This window comes from Eubacterium sp. AF17-7 (assembly GCF_003461285.1).
Taxonomy (GTDB): domain Bacteria; phylum Bacillota; class Clostridia; order Lachnospirales; family Lachnospiraceae; genus Eubacterium_U; species Eubacterium_U album.
Window position 1 is genome coordinate 558,971 of the sequence record NZ_QTWU01000001.1, and the last position, 20,803, is coordinate 579,773.

At 34.1% G+C, this 20,803-nt stretch carries 19 protein-coding genes; 15 read left to right on the plus strand and 4 right to left on the minus strand.

The window, feature by feature from the left end; genetic code table 11:
- The first annotated feature begins 30 nt into the window (after positions 1 to 30).
- Complete coding sequence (locus tag DWW96_RS02320; protein WP_117908747.1) at positions 31 to 825, plus strand: M15 family metallopeptidase; 795 nt, start codon at positions 31 to 33, stop codon at positions 823 to 825.
- A 100-nt stretch (positions 826 to 925) separates the two neighbouring features.
- On the opposite strand, the gene DWW96_RS02325 is transcribed toward DWW96_RS02320, so the two are convergent.
- Positions 926 to 1,228 (minus strand): DUF6120 family protein, encoded by a 303-nt coding sequence (locus DWW96_RS02325; RefSeq protein WP_022089756.1) that lies wholly within the window; start codon positions 1,226 to 1,228, stop codon positions 926 to 928.
- A gap of 29 nt (positions 1,229 to 1,257) precedes the next feature.
- On the minus strand, positions 1,258 to 1,590 hold the full coding sequence (locus DWW96_RS02330; protein WP_022089757.1) for a PadR family transcriptional regulator: 333 nt from the start codon (positions 1,588 to 1,590) through the stop codon (positions 1,258 to 1,260).
- Positions 1,591 to 1,956: 366 nt separating this feature from the next.
- On the opposite strand from DWW96_RS02330, the gene DWW96_RS02335 reads away from it, so the two are divergent.
- The 5 genes from DWW96_RS02335 to coaBC all read left to right on the plus strand — a co-directional run bounded on the left by DWW96_RS02335 (position 1,957) and on the right by coaBC (position 6,456).
- Positions 1,957 to 2,796 (plus strand): Rossmann-like and DUF2520 domain-containing protein, encoded by an 840-nt coding sequence (locus DWW96_RS02335; RefSeq protein ID WP_117908751.1) that lies wholly within the window; start codon positions 1,957 to 1,959, stop codon positions 2,794 to 2,796.
- A complete protein-coding gene (gene panB / locus DWW96_RS02340; RefSeq protein WP_022089759.1) occupies positions 2,793 to 3,620 on the plus strand; it encodes a 3-methyl-2-oxobutanoate hydroxymethyltransferase in 828 nt (275 codons plus the stop codon). The genes DWW96_RS02335 and panB overlap by 4 nt, the downstream gene beginning before the upstream one ends.
- 154 nt (positions 3,621 to 3,774) lie before the next feature.
- Positions 3,775 to 4,617: a pantoate--beta-alanine ligase gene (panC, locus tag DWW96_RS02345; protein WP_022089760.1), complete on the plus strand. Its 843-nt coding sequence runs from the start codon at positions 3,775 to 3,777 to the stop codon at positions 4,615 to 4,617.
- A gap of 171 nt (positions 4,618 to 4,788) precedes the next feature.
- Entirely contained in the window at positions 4,789 to 5,184 is a 396-nt protein-coding gene (gene panD / locus DWW96_RS02350) for an aspartate 1-decarboxylase (RefSeq protein ID WP_022089761.1), read from the plus strand.
- Positions 5,185 to 5,265: 81 nt separating this feature from the next.
- A complete protein-coding gene (gene coaBC / locus DWW96_RS02355; protein WP_117908753.1) occupies positions 5,266 to 6,456 on the plus strand; it encodes a bifunctional phosphopantothenoylcysteine decarboxylase/phosphopantothenate--cysteine ligase CoaBC in 1,191 nt (396 codons plus the stop codon).
- Between the two features lie 117 nt (positions 6,457 to 6,573).
- Here coaBC and DWW96_RS02360 read toward each other — a convergent pair whose 3' ends face one another.
- The gene (locus DWW96_RS02360; protein ID WP_117908755.1) at positions 6,574 to 7,380 is read right to left on the minus strand and encodes a zinc dependent phospholipase C family protein; all 807 of its coding nucleotides are present in this window, start codon (positions 7,378 to 7,380) and stop codon (positions 6,574 to 6,576) included.
- Between the two features lie 575 nt (positions 7,381 to 7,955).
- Between DWW96_RS02360 and DWW96_RS02365 the strand changes: the two genes are divergently transcribed.
- The 4 genes from DWW96_RS02365 (at position 7,956) to DWW96_RS02380 (ending at position 14,555) form a co-directional block, all read left to right on the plus strand.
- Positions 7,956 to 9,254 (plus strand): putative DNA modification/repair radical SAM protein, encoded by a 1,299-nt coding sequence (locus DWW96_RS02365; RefSeq protein WP_243003004.1) that lies wholly within the window; start codon positions 7,956 to 7,958, stop codon positions 9,252 to 9,254.
- Positions 9,254 to 10,018, plus strand: a complete 765-nt coding sequence (locus DWW96_RS02370; RefSeq protein ID WP_117908757.1) for a TIGR03915 family putative DNA repair protein — start codon at positions 9,254 to 9,256, stop codon at positions 10,016 to 10,018. Before DWW96_RS02365 ends, DWW96_RS02370 begins: the two co-directional genes overlap by 1 nt.
- A gap of 109 nt (positions 10,019 to 10,127) precedes the next feature.
- Complete coding sequence (locus DWW96_RS02375) at positions 10,128 to 13,880, plus strand: phosphoribosylformylglycinamidine synthase (protein ID WP_117908759.1); 3,753 nt, start codon at positions 10,128 to 10,130, stop codon at positions 13,878 to 13,880.
- 87 nt (positions 13,881 to 13,967) lie between these two features.
- Positions 13,968 to 14,555, plus strand: coding sequence for a DUF308 domain-containing protein (locus tag DWW96_RS02380; RefSeq protein WP_117908761.1), 588 nt, complete (start codon positions 13,968 to 13,970; stop codon positions 14,553 to 14,555).
- A gap of 162 nt (positions 14,556 to 14,717) precedes the next feature.
- Here DWW96_RS02380 and DWW96_RS02385 read toward each other — a convergent pair whose 3' ends face one another.
- The gene (locus DWW96_RS02385) at positions 14,718 to 15,605 is read right to left on the minus strand and encodes a DegV family protein (RefSeq protein ID WP_117908763.1); all 888 of its coding nucleotides are present in this window, start codon (positions 15,603 to 15,605) and stop codon (positions 14,718 to 14,720) included.
- A 270-nt stretch (positions 15,606 to 15,875) separates the two neighbouring features.
- Here DWW96_RS02385 and DWW96_RS02390 point away from each other — a divergent pair, with 270 nt between their 5' ends.
- From DWW96_RS02390 to pyrE, 5 genes are all read left to right on the plus strand, one after another.
- Positions 15,876 to 17,162: a dihydroorotase gene (locus tag DWW96_RS02390; RefSeq protein ID WP_117908765.1), complete on the plus strand. Its 1,287-nt coding sequence runs from the start codon at positions 15,876 to 15,878 to the stop codon at positions 17,160 to 17,162.
- Between the two features lie 35 nt (positions 17,163 to 17,197).
- Entirely contained in the window at positions 17,198 to 18,115 is a 918-nt protein-coding gene (gene pyrF / locus DWW96_RS02395) for an orotidine-5'-phosphate decarboxylase (protein WP_022089770.1), read from the plus strand.
- A 173-nt stretch (positions 18,116 to 18,288) separates the two neighbouring features.
- The gene (locus tag DWW96_RS02400; RefSeq protein ID WP_117908767.1) at positions 18,289 to 19,059 is read left to right on the plus strand and encodes a dihydroorotate dehydrogenase electron transfer subunit; all 771 of its coding nucleotides are present in this window, start codon (positions 18,289 to 18,291) and stop codon (positions 19,057 to 19,059) included.
- Positions 19,059 to 19,961 carry a dihydroorotate dehydrogenase gene (locus DWW96_RS02405; protein WP_117908769.1) on the plus strand — a complete coding sequence of 301 codons (903 nt, stop codon included), beginning with the start codon at positions 19,059 to 19,061 and terminating at the stop codon, positions 19,959 to 19,961. The genes DWW96_RS02400 and DWW96_RS02405 overlap by 1 nt, the downstream gene beginning before the upstream one ends.
- 106 nt (positions 19,962 to 20,067) lie before the next feature.
- Positions 20,068 to 20,748 (plus strand): orotate phosphoribosyltransferase, encoded by a 681-nt coding sequence (gene pyrE / locus DWW96_RS02410; protein ID WP_022089773.1) that lies wholly within the window; start codon positions 20,068 to 20,070, stop codon positions 20,746 to 20,748.
- The last annotated feature ends 55 nt before the right edge of the window (positions 20,749 to 20,803 follow it).

The window sequence follows — 20,803 nt, forward strand, 5'->3', positions numbered from 1 at the left end:
ATAACAAAAAATCATAGTGAGGTGTTTTTTATGTACACAAGTGAAAATGGATACAAAATAAGAAAAGAAAAGGAAAGGGGCAATGAAATAAAAAAATTAAGAAAAAGTAAATTGAAAAAGTGCATAGGTGTATTAGGAATATTAATAGCATTGATTATTATTACAGGGTGTGTGAATAACTTTGGAAAATTAGTGATTACTAAAAATAATGTGAGAGCTGCTAATAAAAATGAGAAAACTATAGAAACAACTAAGCTATCTAAAAAATCAGATTGGAAATTGCTTCTTGTGAATTATCAAAATAAAATTAACAGTGATGCAAAAATTGATGTGGTGCAATTGAAGAATGGACAGGCAATAGATAAGAGATGCTATGAAGAATTACAGCAAATGATGGATGATTGCAGAGATGAAGGACTTGATCCTATTATTTGTTCATCATATAGAAGCTATAGAAAGCAAAAGATTTTATATGAACAGAAAATTTATGATCTTTTAAATGAAGGTTATTCACAAACGAAAGCAAAAAACGAAGCCGCAACCGTAGTGGCTATTCCGGGAACAAGTGAGCATGAAATCGGGCTTGCAGTAGATATAGTAGATGATAACTATCAAATGTTAGAGAACGAACAGGAGAATACACCGGTTCAAAAATGGTTGATGAAAAACTGTTGGAAATATGGATTTATATTGAGATATCCTGAGAATAAGAAAAAGATAACAGGTGTAATATATGAACCATGGCATTACAGATATGTTGGTAAAACAGCAGCAAAAGAAATAATGAGTAAAGGAATTTGCTTAGAAGAATATTTAGATGAATAATAACAGGTTGAGAGTGAAATAGAAGAGTAAAAACAACCTTCAAAAATAGAAATGTTTCTTATCTTTGAAGGTTGTTTTATTTCTCTCTGATAATCATAAATTACATAACAATTGAAAATAAAAGAAGAACTGCAATAATAGCAAGAAAAACACAACTTACGATATTTAATTTATGTATATTATAGTATGAATTGTTGTTAGCATTCCAAACAAAATATGAATTAATTACATCATCAGGAGTACCAAAATTTTTATATAGTTCTTCAAGAGAAGAAATATTATATTCGTTACAATATTCTTCAAGATAGTTTTGCAATTTTTTTATATATAGTCTTTCAGATTTACCTATAATGGGAAATGCTGATTTTACGTTCTTAACATATATCTTACATACTCTATTCATTAAATAGTTTATCCCCCTTTCGTAAAAAATTAATTAAGTGAATCTAAAATAGTCTTAACACCATTTATAGTATTGTTGTAATTATTTGATAATTGCTCAAGATAATTAATACCTTCATCTTCAATGTGATAGTAAATTCTAGTTCTCTTTCTACCAACTAATTTAGAATATTCACTAATTTTTCCTTCATTCTCAAGCTTGTATGTAGCTGTATAAATAGTATTTTGAGAAATAGAAAGAAGTCCACCTGATTTCTCTTCAATGCTTTTAGTAATCTCATATACATAAGCATCGTGATTCTTTAAAAAAGATAAAATAAGTAATTCAGTTATTCCATTAATAAAATAATTTCGTTCAGCCACAATTACACCTACTTTCAAATGCTGTGATAAGTATAATATATTTAATTATATAAATCAATATTTTGAACAACAAATTATAGAGGTTATAAGAATAACATTGAAAGATGGCAGGCTATTCTTATTTTAAGGCTATATATTTTTTCTATATTTAAAAGTTCAAAATGTAGATACCCTTGCGAAATTTTTGTAATTGTGATAGAGTGTCTCGAGGAAAGACCGTTGTGTTATTGCGGCTTTATGGATGGTATTCGAAAGAAACTATACCAAAAGACAATTTCTTATATTAATAATTTGAGTGTGCATAGCCGATATTTCATTTTAGAAAATCGGACTCATTATCCCGTAACTAAGGTTAGGAGGGATGCCATGAAAATTGGATTTATAGGAGCAGGGAAAGTTGGCTTTTCCCTTGGAAAATATTTTGCTGAAAATGGTCAGAATGTTTGTGGCTATTACAGTGAATTTGAACATGATGCTGTGGAAGCAGCAGAATTTACAAACAGTAAAGAATACAAAGAAATCAATGATTTAATAGTGGATAGTGATGTGATTTTTTTAACTGTATCTGATGGGCAGATTAAGTCTGTATGGAATCAGTTGAAAAGTCAGCACATTAAGAATAAGATTATTTGTCATTGTAGTGGCGCTATGTCGTCAGATGTCTTTTCGGATATAACCGACATGAATTGTTACGGTTACTCCATCCATCCACTCTTTGCAGTAAGTAATAAATACGATTCTTACAAAGAGCTTTCCAATAGTTATTTTACAATTGAAGGTGATACAAAATATTTAGACCGGATGATTAGTCTATTTGAAAATCTGGGAAATAAAGTTATTACCATAGACAAAAAAGATAAAGTCAAATATCATGCTGCGGCAGCTGTTTGCAGTAATCTTGTGGTAGGACTTATTAACATGAGTGAAAATCTGCTTAAGGAATGTGGATTTGATGAAAAAAGTGCTCATGAGGCAATTACGCCTATCGTTATGGGAAATATCAAACATATTATTAATGACGGAACGGTTAATGCACTTACAGGACCTATTCAGAGAAATGATATAGGCACAGTAAAAAAACATTTGGAATGCCTTAATGATGATCAAAAAAGAACATATAAGGCAGTGTCTTTGGAAGTTTTAAAAGTTGCAGAGAACAGAGATAAAAATATTGATTATAGTGAGATGGAGGAAATATTAAAATGAAAACTACAGTAACAACACTTCAGAATATGAAAGCAGAAAATAAAAAAATTGCAATGCTTACATGTTACGATTATTCAACAGCAAAGCTTATGGACGAGGCAGGAGTTGATACAATTTTAGTAGGTGACTCTCTTGGAAATACAATGCTTGGTTACGAAGATACAATCAGCGTAACAGTGGAAGATATGATTCATCACTGCGCAGCTGTTGCAAGAGGGGCAAAGAACCCGTTAATCGTTTGCGATATGCCATTTATGTCATATCAGTCATCAGTATATGATGCAGTTGTAAATGCAGGTAGACTTATGAAAGAGGGACGTGCGCAGATGGTAAAATTAGAGGGCGGAAAAGAAGTTTGCCCACAGATAGAAGCTATTGTTAAAGCATCAATTCCGGTTTGCGCTCATTTGGGACTTACACCACAGTCAATTAACGCACTTGGTGGATATAAGGTACAGGGAAAGACAGAAGATGCAGCTCAGAAATTAATAGATGATGCAAGAGCAGTAGAAGCTGCAGGAGCTTCAATGCTTGTACTTGAATGTGTTCCTGAAAAGCTTGCTACAAAGATTACGGAAGAACTTTCAATTCCTACAATTGGAATTGGAGCAGGAGCAGGTTGTAGCGGACAGGTTTTGGTATATCAGGATATGCTTGGAATGTTTACAGATTACGTTCCAAAGTTTGTTAAGAATTTTGCAAATGTTGGTGAAGTAATGAAAAACGCGTTCAGACAGTACAAAGAGGAAATTAACAATCAGACTTTTCCGGCTGCAGAACATTCATATAAAATAGATGATGAAGTAATAGGAAAATTATATTAAAGAATTGCAAAAAGCGAATAGCCGCCGACCGAAGGGAGGGGCAATACAGAATACAGGAGGAAACAAAATGAACGAAGTTCATTTTCTATAAATGTTTCCGACGAATAGCCGCTGACCGAATGGAGAGGCAATACAGATTACAGGAGGACGAACAATGAAAGTAGTAAAAACAATTAAAGAAGTTAGAGAAAATGTAAAGACTTGGAAAAAAGAAGGACAGACAGTTGGATTTGTACCAACAATGGGATATCTTCATGAAGGACATGGAAGTCTTATAAAGAAAGCAAGAGAAGAAAATGATAAAGTTGTAGTCAGCATATTTGTAAATCCAATGCAGTTTGGACCAACAGAAGATTTGGAAAGTTATCCAAGAGATTTAGAAAAGGATAGCAAATTCTGTGAAAGCCTTGGCGCAGATTTGATTTTTAATCCTGAACCTGAAGAAATGTACAAAGATGGTTTTAGTTCATACGTTGATATGTCAGTGTTGACAGAAGAATTATGTGGACTTAGCAGACCTGTTCATTTCAGAGGTGTATGTACAGTAGTAAGCAAATTATTTAACATCGTAAACCCTGACAGAGCTTATTTTGGCCAGAAGGATGCTCAACAGTTAGCAATTATTAAGCATATGGTACAGGATTTAAATTTTGATATTGAAGTTATCGGTTGCCCTATAGTAAGAGAAGAAGATGGACTTGCAAAGAGTTCAAGAAACACATATCTTTCAGCAGAAGAAAGAAAAGCAGCTTTAATTTTAAGCAGAACAGTTAAGCTTGGAAGAGAAATGCTTGAAGCAGGTGAAACTGATGCGGATAAGATTGTTGAAGCTATGAAGAAAAATATTGAAACGGAACCACTTGCTAAAATTGATTATGTTAAAGCGGTTGATGGCTTAACAATGCAGCAGGTTAAGAAAGTACAGAAGCCAATGTTAGTAGCTATGGCAGTTTACATTGGAAAGACAAGATTAATAGATAATACCATCTGGGATTAAGCCAAGCCATGCACCTGCAAATAATTTTTTCAGATGAGAGCTTGCTCTCAAATATGAAAAAAATTATTTGCAGGTATACGGCGCAGCCGTCCATGATAAAATGCGGAGCATTTTAGAATGGGGCATGGCAGACGGAATACAATGTAAAAATAAAAGCGGAAGGAAATAAAAATGCAGATAGAAATGTTAAAAAGCAAGATACACCGTGCAACAGTAAAACAGGCAGAATTAGATTATGTAGGAAGCATAACAATTGATGAGGATTTATTAGATGCAGCAGGAATTTTAGAATATGAAAAAGTTCAGATTGCTGACGTAGATAATGGAAATAGATTTGAAACTTATGCAATTGCCGGTGAACGCGGTTCAGGAATGATTTGCTTAAATGGAGCAGCAGCACATTGTGTATCATTAGGCGATAAGGTAATTATTATGTGTTATGCACAGATGACACCTGAGGAAGTTAAAGAAAACAAGCCAAAGGTTGTTTTCGTAGATGATGACAACAAAATTACAAGACTTACAAATTACGAAAAACATGGAAGATTATTTGACTTGGAAAAATAGAAAACATGGGAGATTGCCTGATTTAGAAAAATAGGATAAAATAGGGAAGAATATTTGATTTAGAAAAATAGGAGAACCGTTATGTTAAAAGGAAAAACAGTAGTGTTAGGCGTAACAGGAAGCATAGCAGCGTACAAAATTGCAAGCTTGGCGAGTGCTTTAGTAAAACTTCATGCAGATGTAAATGTTATAATGACTAAAAATGCAACAAATTTTATAAATCCTATTACATTTGAATCGCTTACGGGAACAAAATGCCTTGTAGATACATTTGACAGAAATTTTGAATTTCAGGTTGAACATGTGTCATTAGCACAGAAAGCGGATATATTTATGGTGGCTCCTGCCAGTGCAAATGTAATTGGAAAGATTGCAAATGGTATTGCGGATGATATGCTTACGACAACAATTATGGCAGCAAAATGTCCTAAATATATTTCTCCTGCAATGAACACGAATATGTTTGAAAATCCTATTGTTCAGGACAATCTTAAAAAACTAAAGGATTATGGCTATGAAGTTATTGAACCGGCAGTAGGATATCTTGCATGTGGAACTACCGGCAGTGGAAAAATGCCTGAACCTGAAGTGCTTCTTTCATATATTATGAAAGAACTAGCATTTGAAAAAGATTTGAAAGGCAAAAAGATTTTAGTTACTGCGGGTCCTACGAAAGAAAAAATTGATCCTGTTCGTTTCATCAGCAATCATTCTACAGGAAAGATGGGTTATGCAATTGCAAAAAATGCAATGCTTAGAGGTGCAGATGTAACTTTGGTTAGTGGACATACTTCTATAGAAAAACCTGATTTTGTTAAAGTTGTGGATGTCGAAAGTGCACAGGATATGTACGAAGCAGTAGCAGCTGAATTTGACAATCAGGATATTCTCATAATGAGTGCGGCAGTTGCCGATTATCGTCCGGTTAATCCTGCGGATAACAAGATTAAGAAAAAAGAAGGAGATTCTTCAATAGAATTAGAGAGAACAACGGACATCATTGGAACGCTTGCTCCTAAAAAGAAAAATCAGTTTGTATGTGGCTTTTCCATGGAAACTGAAAATATGCTTGAAAATTCAAAAGCAAAACTTGAAAGGAAAAATCTCGACATGATTGTTGCAAACAACTTAAAAGTTAAAGGTGCCGGATTTGGAACAGACACAAACATAGTAACAATTATTACTAAGGATGAAGTAAAAGAGTTGCCAATTATGTCTAAAGACGAGGTAGCAAATGCTTTGCTTAATGAAATAGTTAAAAAACAGAAATGAAAATAAACATATTTCAGACAAAATACTTTTAGTGTTAATACGAAAGGTATTTTTATGAATTGAAACAAACAACGGGTAAATAGCTTGACTGGCTATTTACCCGTTGTTTTATTTATTTTAATTAAGCCTGTTACCGTTAAAGTCATAATGGAATCTTGGTGACAAAGCAACTGAACCGGACAATACTTTTCTGTAGTTTTTTATAAGTGATACAGCCACAGGAACAGAATCTCTTAACATTTTTTCTAATTCAATTGTATTTTTACGACATTTCTTATTTGCCTCAGGTTCAATCATGTGACCTTTAAAAGATTTATAATGAAATGTTCCACGCATGAGAATGTCAATTATTTTTTGCTTTGGCTTTCTAGGAGCAACAAATAAATGCTTAATAAGTCGCATCCATCGCATGCATTTATGTGAAGCAATTGTTGAAAGTCCTTTATAAAATACAGCAGCACTTTTGGCGGTGGCATAATCTGTAGAAACAAGTTTGTGCATTGGGTAGCGTTCAGGTTTAAAACCATCTTTTGAAAGCAAAAGATTCTCCAAATCACCTTCAATTTCTATGTGACCGCAACCTGTTTCATTCATACTTAAATTAACATAGGGATGACAAATGCTGTCCAATGTAAAATGGCATATAAATCCCATGATATAACTGAATTCTGCACTGTGAATTCCATATTTATGTACTACATCAATGGAATTAAGCATAAATGTGTAAGCATCGGATTTGTGAAGCTTAACACCATATTGGTTGATTTTGTTCATTGAAAAGGCTCTGTAGAAAAATAGATAATCAGGGCCCTGAAGTCCAAGTCTGAATGAATTTGGATATCTTCTGATAATTTCTTTATATTCAACGGGCAAATTTTTAATTACAAGTTTGCCAAATTTGTTATGAGCATATAATGAGGGCATAGTAATTCCTCCTTCTTAAGTATAAAACTTTTGTATAAATTCTTCTGTAGTTAGCCGTACCAAGTTTTTTCACCCGCGTATGAGTAAACTCAAGTGGGCTTAGAAACTCCAACGTTGATACCTACGGATTGTTTCGTGCTACGCACTTTCACAATCCTCCCCAATATTCGCATATCGTGGGAATTATCCCACTTTTATGCTCATATCGGGGCGAGTCCCAAGTTCTTTCACCCTGGCATCGTATAATTTTATTGTAGCACAAATTAAAAATAAAATAACATTATGAATATTAAATTTTCATTAATAATGTATTACTCAATAAAAAAAGTTACAGAATTTGGCTATTGCAAATTGTGCAAAAGGGTGTTATTATCATAATAGAACATATGTTCGAGAAAAAGAAAGGCGGTGACACATACATGGATAGCATGGAATTGAGTAATAAATCAGACGTAATTAGTATTGACAATTTAAGTAAAGAGCTTAATGATGCTACATATAATAAAACCAGCGTTATTGATGACAGTAAATTTAATACAGATTCCGTGGAAGTTAATGTTACTCATAATCTTAGCATGTCAGAGAAGTTAAGAATATTGACAGATGCTGCCAAGTACGATGTGGCGTGTACAAGTAGTGGCGTCGACAGAAGCAATAAGGGAAGTGGACTTGGAGATACTCATGCGTGTGGAATATGTCATACATTTGCGGCGGATGGAAGATGTGTGTCACTGCTTAAGATATTATTTACTAATGAGTGTATATATGATTGCAAGTATTGTGTTAACAGAGTTTCTAATGATGTGCCGAGGACAACATTTACACCTGATGAAGTTTGTAAATTAACCATAGAGTTTTATAGAAGAAATTATATAGAAGGGCTATTTTTGAGCTCGGGAATAGTTAAGAATCCTAATCATACAATGTCACTTATTTATGAAGCAATTTGGAAATTGAGAAATATACATCATTTTTATGGCTATATACATGTAAAAGTAATTCCGGGTACATCACCTGAAATTATTGAAAAATTGGGTTTTCTTGTTGATAGAATGAGTGCCAACTTAGAATTGCCAACGCAGGAAAGCCTTTCTGAACTTGCACCGAATAAGCATCATAAGAATATAATTACACCCATGAAGCAGATTAAAGATGGAATGGGTCATTTGCTTCCGGGGAAGAATGACGGATATCATTATCCAATGAAATATGGAGGCTATAAGAGTTCTAAATTTGTCCCGGCAGGGCAGAGCACTCAGATGATTATTGGAGCAACAAGAGAAACAGATTACCAGATATTAAATGTAACAGCTACATTGTATGAGAAGTTTAAACTTAAGAGAGTGTTTTATTCAGGATTTGTAGATGTGAATCATAATATAGAGGCACTATCTTTGGGAGGTCATAGCATTTTACTTAGAGAACATAGATTGTATCAGGCGGATTGGTTGTTAAGATATTATGGCTTTACGGCAGGTGAATTATTAAGCAAAGAGAAGCCTAATTTTAATATGGCGTTAGATCCTAAGTGCGACTGGGCTATTAATCATATAGAACAGTTCCCTGTGGAGATTATGAGGGCAGATTATTATACGTTGTTAAGAGTTCCGGGAATTGGTGTAAAGTCTGCAAAACGAATTGTGTCAGCAAGACGATATGGTAAGTTGGAGTTTTCTAATTTAAAGAAGATGGGTGTTGCATTAAAAAGAGCAGCATTTTTTATAACATGTAACGGAAAGACAATGATGCCTCTTAATATGAATCAGGATTATATAGCACGTTCAATAGCGGATAGTGACAGAAAGAATACTTATGCCATTGATAATAATATTACTTATACGCAGATGAATATATTTGATATGGGGGTGAACTGATGAATGAATTTAAGGAAATAACTCTTGTATGTGATGACTCATTTGATGGAATTATGACTGCTGTATATGACGGATGGGTTTTAATGCTTAAGGGTAATAAAGTAAAGATTTATCCGGGAGATGATTATGCATATGAGTTGTTTTGTGAGAACATTAATTGTAAGACTAACGTAAAGAAGGCAATTAGTGTTGCACAGGCAATTCAGCAGAAGATATCGGTTGAAGCATATGAATATGTTTTCAGGGCAGCACATCATTATGATAAGAATCGCGGGAATGCTATTTTGGAATTCCTTAAAGTGGGATTTAGAGCAGGTAGTAGAACTACTAAGATGCTTAGTGAAAATAGAGTAATGACCGTAATGGAATTGGCAAGAAAGGCTTCTAATGAGGCGAATGTATTCAGAGAAATATTAAGATTTAAAGAAATTAACGGTAAATTTTTATTTGGCACAATAAGTCCTAAGTGTGATGTTTTACTATTAATTGAGAATCATTTTACATGCAGATATCCTGAAGAAAACTGGATTATATATGATGATATTAGAAAAAAAGCGCTAGTTCACAGGTATAAAAGTGAAACAATAGTTGTATCCGGAGAAGAGCTAGATAGAGTGATTGACCAGATTGATATAGATGATGATTATGAGGAATTGTGGAAAGTATTTTTTGATGCGATAGCGATAGAAGAGAGAAGAAATGAAAAGTGTCAGATGAGTCACGTCCCTAAATGGTATAGAAAACATATGAATGAATTTAATTAAAACATTTTTAAAGTGTACTTATTAAAAAAAAAGTGCTATACTATCGAATAAGTATGGGTTATGTCGCAATGACATAATCCATAATAAAACTACTATTCAGGAGGAACTCATGAGCAAGGTAAAGAGAGTTTATGTGGAAAAGAAACAGCCATATGCTGTTAAAGCCAAGGAACTTACAGAGGATATCAAGGGTTATTTAGGAATCAACACATTGGATGCCGTAAGAGTTTTAGTAAGATATGATGTTGAGAATTTATCTGAAGACACTTATAAGAAAGCATTAACAACAGTATTTTCTGAACCACCGGTTGATAATGTTTATGAAGAAAATTTTCCGTTTAACGAAACAGACAGAATTTTTAGCGTGGAATATTTGCCGGGACAGTTTGATCAGAGAGCTGATTCTGCAGAACAGTGTGTTAAGTTTTTAAATGAAGACGAGAAGCCTGTAATTAAAAGTGCAACAACATATGTTTTAGAAGGACATATGAGCGATGAACAGTTTGAACAGGTTAAGTCATATTGTATTAACCCTGTAGATTCAAGAGAAACAGGTTTAGAAAAACCTGAAACACTTGTAACAGAATTTGAAGAACCTGCAGACGTTATTATATTCGATGGCTTTAAGGATATGGAGGAAGCACCACTTAAAGAATTATATGATTCTTTAGGACTTGCTATGACATTTAAAGATTTTCTTCACATTCAGAATTATTACAAGAATGAAGAAGACAGAGATCCTTCAATAACAGAAATAAGAGTATTAGATACATATTGGTCAGATCATTGCCGTCATACAACATTTAATACAGAACTTACAGATGTTACATTTGATGATGGATATTTTAATAGTCCACTTGTTAAGACATACGAAGAGTATATGGAAACAAGAGAAAGTGTTTTCAAGGGTAGAAAGGACAAGTTTGTCTGCTTTATGGATTTAGCACTTATGGCTATGCGTAAGTTAAAGATGGAAGGTAAATTAGACGACCAGGAAGAATCAGATGAAATAAATGCATGTAGTATTGTTGTGCCTGTAGAAGTTGACGGCAAGGAAGAAGAATGGCTTGTTAACTTTAAGAATGAAACACACAACCATCCTACAGAAATTGAACCATTTGGTGGCGCTGCAACATGTTTAGGTGGAGCAATCAGAGATCCATTGTCAGGACGTACATATGTATATCAGGCAATGCGTGTAACAGGTGCAGCTGATCCAACTAAGTCAATGAGCGAAACTTTAAAGGGTAAATTACCACAGAAGAAGATTGTTCAGGGAGCAGCTAATGGCTATAGTTCATATGGTAACCAGATTGGTCTTGCAACAGGATATGTTAAGGAAATTTATCATCCTGATTATGTTGCTAAGAGAATGGAAATCGGTGCGGTTATGGGAGCAGCTCCTAGACGTGCAGTACAGAGATTAAATTCTGACCCGGGTGACATTATCATCTTATTAGGTGGTAGAACAGGAAGAGACGGTTGTGGTGGAGCAACAGGTTCTTCAAAGATTCATACAGAACAGTCAATTGAAAGCTGTGGAGCAGAAGTTCAGAAGGGTAATGCACCTACAGAACGTAAATTACAGAGATTGTTCAGACGTGAAGAAGTAAGTTATTTAATTAAGAAATGTAATGACTTTGGTGCAGGTGGTGTATCTGTTGCTATAGGTGAATTAGCAGACGGATTACATGTAAACCTCGATAAAGTAACTAAGAAATATGCAGGTCTTGATGGTACGGAAATTGCAATTTCAGAATCACAGGAAAGAATGGCAGTTGTTGTAGATCCTAAAGATGTAGAACAGTTCTTAAAATATGCTAACGAAGAAAATCTTGAAGCAACAGAAGTAGCATATGTAACAGAAGAACCTAGACTTGTATTAGAATGGAGAGGAAAAGAGATAGTTAATATTTCAAGAGCATTCCTCGATACAAACGGAGCTCATCAGGAAACAACAGTAGAAGTTGAAATGCCGGATGAAGATAAGAACTTCTTCAAGAAACCTCAGGTTGATGATGTTAAGGAAAAATGGTTAGAAACATTATCAGATTTAAATGAGTGTTCACAGAAGGGATTAGTAGAAAAATTTGACGGCTCAATTGGAGCAGGTTCAGTATTTATGCCATTTGGTGGTAAATATCAGTTAACAGAAACTCAGACAATGGTAGCTAAGCTTCCTGTACTTAAAGGTAAATGCGATACAGTAACAATTATGAGTTACGGATTTGATCCATATCTTTCAAGTTGGAGCCCATACCATGGTGCAATTTATGCAGTAGTAGATTCTGTAGCTAAGGTAGTTGCAACAGGTGGTGATTATAAGAAGATTAGATTTACATTCCAGGAATACTTCAGAAGAATGACAGAAGATCCAAAGCGTTGGAGCCAGCCATTTGCAGCACTTCTTGGTGCATATGACGCTCAGATGGGATTTGGTCTTCCATCAATCGGTGGTAAGGATAGTATGTCAGGTACATTTAATGATATTGATGTTCCTCCAACACTTGTTTCATTTGCGGTAGATGTTGCAAAAGAAAAAGATATTATTACACCCGAATTTAAAGAAGTTGGAAGTAAGATTGTTAAATTTGAAATATGCAGAGACCAGTACGAAAAGCCAAATTACGAATGTATGATGAAGTTATATGATGCAATTCATGAAATGATTCAGAATGGAACTATAATTTCAGCATATGCATTAGATAGTAAAGGTGTTATTCCAGCAGTAAGTAAGATGGCATTTGGTAATAAGATTGGTGTTTCTGTCAGCGGACAGATTCCTGGAGCAGATTTATTTGCACCTGGATATGGTGATATAATTGCAGAAATACCTGCTGATAAGATTGATGATGTAAATGTAAGTTATGTATTAATCGGTGAAACAACAGATGATGCTACACTTAAATATGGAGAAGAATCAATTTTATTAGATGATGCAATTAAGACATGGGAAAAACCACTTGAAAAAGTATTCCCAACAAGAAGTCATAAAGACACATCAGTTATCGATACTCCTGTATACGATAAAGGAAGTGTTTATGTATGCAAGAATAAGATTGCTAAACCTACAGTATTTATTCCTGTATTCCCAGGAACTAACTGTGAATATGACAGTGCTAAGGCGTTTGAAAATGCAGGCGCAAAAGTTATTACAAAGGTATTTAAGAATCTTACACCTGAAGATATCAGAGATTCAGTAAAAATCTTTGAAGAAAGCATTAATCAGTCACAGATTATTATGTTCCCAGGTGGATTTAGTGCAGGTGATGAACCGGATGGATCAGCTAAGTTCTTTGCTACAGCATTTAGAAATGAAAAGATTAAAGAAGCTGTTCATAAACTTTTAAATGAAAGAGATGGATTAGCACTTGGTATATGTAATGGTTTCCAGGCTTTAATTAAGTTAGGATTAGTTCCAAATGGACAGATTACAGGACAGAATGAAAATTCACCAACATTAACATACAACACAATTAACAGACATGTATCTAAGATGGTTTATACAAAGGTTGTGTCAAATAAATCACCTTGGTTACAGTTAGCAGAACTTGGTGGTACATATGTAAATCCTGCTTCACATGGTGAAGGAAGATTTGTTGCATCTGAAGAATGTATTAAAGAATTATTTGCTAACGGTCAGGTTGCTACTCAGTATGTAAATGAACAGGGACAGCCTACGATGGATGAAGAATGGAATGTAAATGGTTCATATTATGCAATTGAAGGTATTACATCTCCGGACGGACGATGCTTAGGAAAGATGGCTCATATCGAAAGAAAAGGAAACTCAGTAGCTATGAATATTTATGGTGAACAGGATCTTAAGGTATTTGAAGCCGGAGTTAAGTATTTTAAATAATAAAAACACTTATATTGTAAATAATAAAAATAAACAAAATTATGGGCCCGGAGTAATCCGGGCTCATATTGAAAAGGAAGATGCGATATGAATTATTTGAAAAGTCTTAAATGGGAAATGGTAATTTATGCTTTGTTATGTATATTAATGGGCATTTTGATGATGATTTATCCAAGTAGCATATTGAATACAATTTGTTATATAATAGCAGTTATATTTTTACTTTTAGCAATAAGATATTTACTTGAATATAGAAAAAGAGATTTGATAAATGATTTTTATAAATATGAACTTGTAGTTGGAATTATTTTTATAGTTGCTGCAATATTTGTTCTTGTAAAAAAAGATTTTGTTATATCAATCATTCCGTTTATAGTTGGAATAATTATAGTGATAAGTGGAATTATGAAAATTGAAAATGCTTTGGATTTGAAAAGAATGGATTCACATTGGGTATTTTTACTTATAGTGGCAATTGTTAATGTATTATTAGGAATTGTAATATTAATTAATCCTCAGAACACAGCAGTATTTGTTACAAGAATTACAGGAATAATTTTAACATACTCAGGAGTTGTAGATTTAATTACAACATTAACTGTATCAGGTAAAATTAGAAGATGGGTAAATGATAATGCAATTATAGATACAGAAAGCAGAGATATAGATGAATAAAACCAAAAGCCTCGCAAATTGCGAGGCTTTTGGTTTTATTGGCTCTTTGTCAAGAATGGGGGTAATCCGTGTTTTATTGTGCGCCTTTTGGCACACGCTTTGAATCTTTGTAAAATATGGTGAACCCCAAGTGTTTAAACATTTACTTCTTGTAATATATATCTATTTTAAAGTTTCGTATTTTTGAATAATGCCTACACCTATAGGATAAGGACCTGTGTGAACAGCAGTTGTCATACCGATATCAACATTAAGTTCATCTAAGCATTTTACTCCAAGTGTGCTTTCAGTATCCTTTAAGAATTCAGCTCCTTCCTCTTTATCATATCCCCAACCAACGTTGAAGTTGTAATCATCTTTGCTTAAATTGTTGTCAGTAAAGTGTTTGTTAACAGTATCTAAAACAGCTTTCTTTAATTTGGCACGACTTCTGCCGATTCCGCCTAAACCTAATTCGCCATTTTTAAGTAAAATGATAGGCTTGATTCCTAATTTTCCTGTTGCAATAGAAGCAAGTTTTCCAATACGACCACCGATTCTAAGATAATCAAGAGAACCAACAGTAAAGAAAATAATTGCTGTAGGAATTAATTTCTCAGTTTTTTCAACAGCCTGTTCAAAGTTAAGCCCGTCATTTTTCATTCTTACGATTTCATTTACTAATAATGCCTGAGTTGCAGTATTTTGTTTAGAATCAAATACAGCAATTTTCGCATCAGGATAGTCCTCTTTAATTAAATCAGCAGCTGTTCTTGCTGAATTATAAGAACCACTAAGAACAAGAGAAATTGTTAAACATATAACAGGAATATCCTGTTTAACATATTCTAAAAATGTATTCATATATTCTTCAACTGATGGAAGTGATGACTTTGGAAAAACATTTTCATTAACAAGCCTTGTGTAAAACTCATCTCTTGTTATATCAATGCTGTCTTTTAAATAATGTTCCTGGTCAAAAGAAACAGAGAAAGGAACAACTGTAATGTCATTTTTTTCAACATATTCTTTTGATAAATCACATGCGCTATCGCTAATTATTTTATACATAAAACTAAACTCCTTAAGATAAAAGAATCTTTTGTAAAATCTATATAGTTATCAATACTAGATGAAGTATAACACTAAACTATCATACTGGCAATAGATAAAATAATAATAACATAAAATAATGCAAAATAGCTATGAACTTTATATATTTCATTTTCTTTTACTTATATATTTCATTTTCTTTTACTTGCCTTGAAACGAATACATTTATTTGATATACTTTTAGATGGCGTATTCTGCCTGAAAACAGGCGGCCGGAAAGAGGTATATATGACAATTCTTATTAAGAACGGAAGAGTAATTAATCCGTCTGAGAAAATGGACAAGGTGTTAGATGTCTATGTTAAGGACGGAGTAATTGTTGAAAAAGGGGAAAACATCGAAAAAGAAGCTGATAAGGTTATTGATGCTAAGGGATGTTTTGTAATGCCGGGACTTATAGACTTACATGTTCATTTTAGAGACCCGGGGCTTACTTATAAAGAAGATATAATAACAGGAAGTATGGCGGCAGCTAATGGTGGATTTACATCTGTATGTTGCATGCCAAATACAAAACCTGTTACTGACAATGCAGAAGTGGTCAGATATATTATAAATAAAGGAAAAGAAGCAGGATATACAAATGTACTTCCTGTAGGTTCTGTTACTAAAGGAATGGCAGGAAAAGAAATAACAGATGTATTCGAACTTAAAGAGGCAGGTATATGTGCTATAAGTGAAGATGGTAAATCTGTTATGGATTCTAATGTATATCGTGATGCAATGAAAAATGCAGTTAAAGCGGATGTGCCGGTATTAGCTCATTGCGAAGATATCAATTTAGTAAATGGCGGCGTAATGAATATGGGCGACAAATCAGAAGAATTTGGAGTTAAGGGTATTAGTAACGCTGTTGAAGATATAATTGTGGCAAGAGATATTTTGCTTGCAAAAGAAACAGGGGCTAAATTACATTTGTGCCATTGCTCAACAAAAGACAGTGTAACAATGGTTAAAAAAGCAAAAGAAGACGGAGTTAAAGTTACTGCAGAAGTATGTCCACATCATTTTGCCATGAGTACAGATGATATGGATAGTGCAGATGCAAATTATAAAATGAATCCTCCACTTAGAACAAGAGAGGATGTTGACGCACTTATAAAGGGACTTAGCGAAGATGTTATGGATGTAATTGCAACAGATCACGCACCACATAGTGCAGAGGAAAAAGCAAGAAGCATAACAGAAGCACCTTTTGGAATTGTAGGATTGGAAACAGCAGTACCATTAACAGTGACTCATTTGCTTAAACCGGGATTTATCACACCTATGCAGATGGCTGAAAAGATGAGCTATAATCCTGCTAAAGTATTAGGAATAGACAAAGGTTCATTGGACGAAGGAAAAGTAGCCGATATTACAATTATCAATCCGGATGAGGAATACATTATTGATGTAAATGAATTTAAGTCTAAAGGAAGAAATACTCCATTTGGAGGAACAAAAGTATCAGGAAAAGTTAAATGGACAATTTTAGGTGGAAAGATTGTTAAGGAGCCTGAAGAAGAAAGATAAGTAAATTAATATAAAGCATAAAGGAGCAGAATAGAATGATTAACAAACTTGTAAAAAAGATTAAAGAAACAAATGCACCTGTAGTTGTAGGATTAGACCCAATGTTATCTTACATACCAAAGCATATTACAGATAAGGCATATGCTGAATTTGGAGAAACACTTGAGGGTGTGTCAGAAGCACTTTGGCAGTATAATAAAGGAATTATCGATGCAACATACGATTTAATACCTGCAGTAAAACCACAGATTGCAATGTATGAACAATTTGGAATTCCGGGATTAGTTGCATTTGACAAGACTGTAAAATATGCAAAAGAAAAGGATTTAGTTGTTATTGGAGATGTTAAAAGAGGAGACATCGGTTCAACTTCTGCAGCTTATGCAACAGGACATCTTGGGAAAGTTAAGGTTGGCAATAATACATATTCATTATTTGATGAAGATTTTGCTACAGTAAATCCTTATCTTGGAACAGATGGTATTAAGCCGTTTGTGGATGTATGTAAAGAAGAAAAGAAAGGTTTATTCATTTTAGTTAAAACATCAAATCCATCAAGTGGAGAATTTCAGGATAGAATGATTGATGGAAGACCACTTTACGAATGGGTTGGTGAACAGGTTGCTAAATGGGGCGAAGACATAATGGGAGATGACTACAGTTATGTTGGAGCTGTTGTAGGAGCAACATATCCTGAAATGGGAAAAGTTCTTAGAAAGGTTATGCCAAAGAGTTACATTCTTGTACCGGGATATGGTGCACAGGGTGGAACAGCAGACGGATTAAAACCATACTTTAATGAAGATGGATTAGGAGCAATTGTAAATTCTTCAAGAGGTATAATTTGTGCATACAAGCAGGATAAATATGCTAAATTTGGAGAAGCAAATTACGCAGATGCTTCACGTCAGGCTGTTGTTGATATGATTGAAGATATTAATTCAATTTTCTAAAATAGCTTATAATTAAAAGAGTAGTGGAATTGTATAATGCAAAAATGCATACCGGATTTCTACGTGAAATAAAAACTCATAATAATTCTAGAGTGTATAATGCAAAAATGCATACCGGATTTCTACTCTCAAATTAAAATATACAAACACAATCTAAGAAAGGTGCTGTTTAGATGAAACATAAAGAAATCGCAAAAGTAATTTCACAGGAATCCATAGCAACAGGAGTTTACAGTATGTGGATTCAGACAAAAGATATTGCAGCAAAAGCTGTAGCAGGACAGTTTATATCTGTTTATTGTAAAGATGGAGCAAAGCTTTTACCTAGACCAATCAGTATTTGTGAAGTTAATAAAGAAGAAGGAACTTTAAGAATCGTATATAGAGTAGTAGGTGGAGGAACCACCGAAATGTCCGGATATGTGTCAGGTGATGATATTGACATTTTAGGACCACTTGGAAATGGATTTATGCAAAGAGAAGGCAAAAAAGCGATTCTTATCGGAGGAGGTATAGGTATACCTCCAATGGTTCAGTTAGGAAAAGAATTAAAAGAAATCGCAGAAGTTCAGACAGTTGCAGGATATAGAGATGAATTGTTTCTGATTGACGAACTTGAAAAAAATGGTGATGTTTATATTGCTACAGAAGATGGAAGCACAGGAACGAAAGGAACAGTTATAGATGCGATTAAAGCATGTGCTGTAACAGGCGATGTAATTTATGCGTGTGGACCAACACCAATGCTTAGAGCGATAAAAGAATATGCTTTGGCAAATGACATTGAGTGCCAGATTTCATTAGAAGAAAAGATGGCATGCGGAATTGGTGCATGTCTTGGATGTGTATGCAAGTCAAAAGAAAAAGACCATCATACAAATGTAAATAATAAACGAATTTGCAAAGACGGTCCCGTATTTTTAGCACAGGAGGTTGAATTATAATGAATACAAAGGTTAATATTGCAGGCGTTGAATTCAAAAATCCTGTTATGGAAGCATCAGGAACATTTGGTTCAGGAGCTGAATACAGCGAATTTGTAGATTTAAATAAATTAGGAGCAGTAGTTACGAAGGGTGTGGCCAATGTACCATGGCCGGGAAATCCTACACCTAGAATTGCAGAAACTTATGGTGGAATGCTAAATGCAATCGGTTTACAGAATCCGGGATTTGATTTATTTGCAAAAAGAGATATCCCATTTCTTAAACAGTTTGATACAAAGATTATTGTAAATGTGTGTGGCCATTCTACAGAAGAATATATTGATGTTGTAGAAAAGCTTGGAAACGAGCCTGTAGATATGCTGGAAATCAATATTTCATGTCCTAATGTAAAGGAAGGCGGAATAGCTTTTGGACAGGACCCTAAGGCAGTAGAAGCAATCACTAAAGAAGTTAAAAAAGTTGCAAAACAGCCAATTATCATGAAATTAAGTCCAAATGTAACAGACATAACTGTTATGGCAAAGGCAGCAGAAGCAGGTGGTGCAGATGCATTATCACTTATTAATACAATTACAGGAATGAAGATAGATGTTGAACGTCAGAAATTTGCTTTGGCAAATAAGACAGGTGGTCTTTCAGGCCCTGCAATAAAACCGGTAGCAGTTCGTATGGTATATCAGGTTGCAAATGCCGTAAATATTCCTATAATCGGAATGGGTGGAATTAAAGATGCAAATGATGCGATGGAGTTTATATTAGCCGGTGCAACAGCAGTTTCAATAGGAACAGCAAATTTTACAAATCCATTAGTAACAGAAGAAGTTGTTGCAGGAATTGAAGACTATATGAGAAGACACAATGTTGAAGATATCAATTCATTAATCGGATTAGTAAAATGATAGAGGAGGAAACAAAATGAACGAAGTTCATTTTTTATAAATGTTTCCGACGAATAGCCGCTGACCGAAGGGATGGGGCAATACAGAATGATAAAGGAGAAACAAAATGGAAGCGTACAAGCAGGAATTTATTGATTTTATGGTAGAAAGTGATGTTTTAAAATTTGGAGAATTCACATTAAAAAGTGGAAGAAAATCACCATTTTTTATGAATGCAGGTGGATATGTAACGGGTTCACAGCTTAAAAAGTTAGGAGAATATTATGCAAAGGCAATTCATGATACATATGGAGATGATTTTGACGTATTATTCGGACCTGCATATAAGGGAATTCCTATCAGTGTTGTAACAGCTATTGCATATAGCGAATTATATGGAAAAGATGTACGTTACTGTTCAGACCGTAAGGAAGAAAAAGACCATGGTGCTGACAAGGGAAGTTTTCTTGGAAGTAAGTTAAAAGATGGTGACAGAGTTGTCATGATTGAAGACGTAACAACATCAGGAAAATCAATGGAAGAAACAGTACCAAAGGTAAGAAATGCTGCTGATGTTGAAATCGTAGGATTAATGGTTTCATTAAATAGAATGGAAGTTGGAAAGGGTGGCGAAAAATGTGCCCTTGATGAAATTAAAGAATTATACGGATTTGATGCAAATGCAATAGTAACAATGGAAGAAGTTGTTGAACATTTGTATAATAAAGAATGCAATGGAAAAGTAGTAATTACAGATGAGATTAAGGCAGCGATTGACGAATACTATGACAAATATGGAGTAAAATAGTCGGGAGATTTTAAAGTAGTGACAAAGACTCAAAAAAGGATACGGCTTTGGGGTC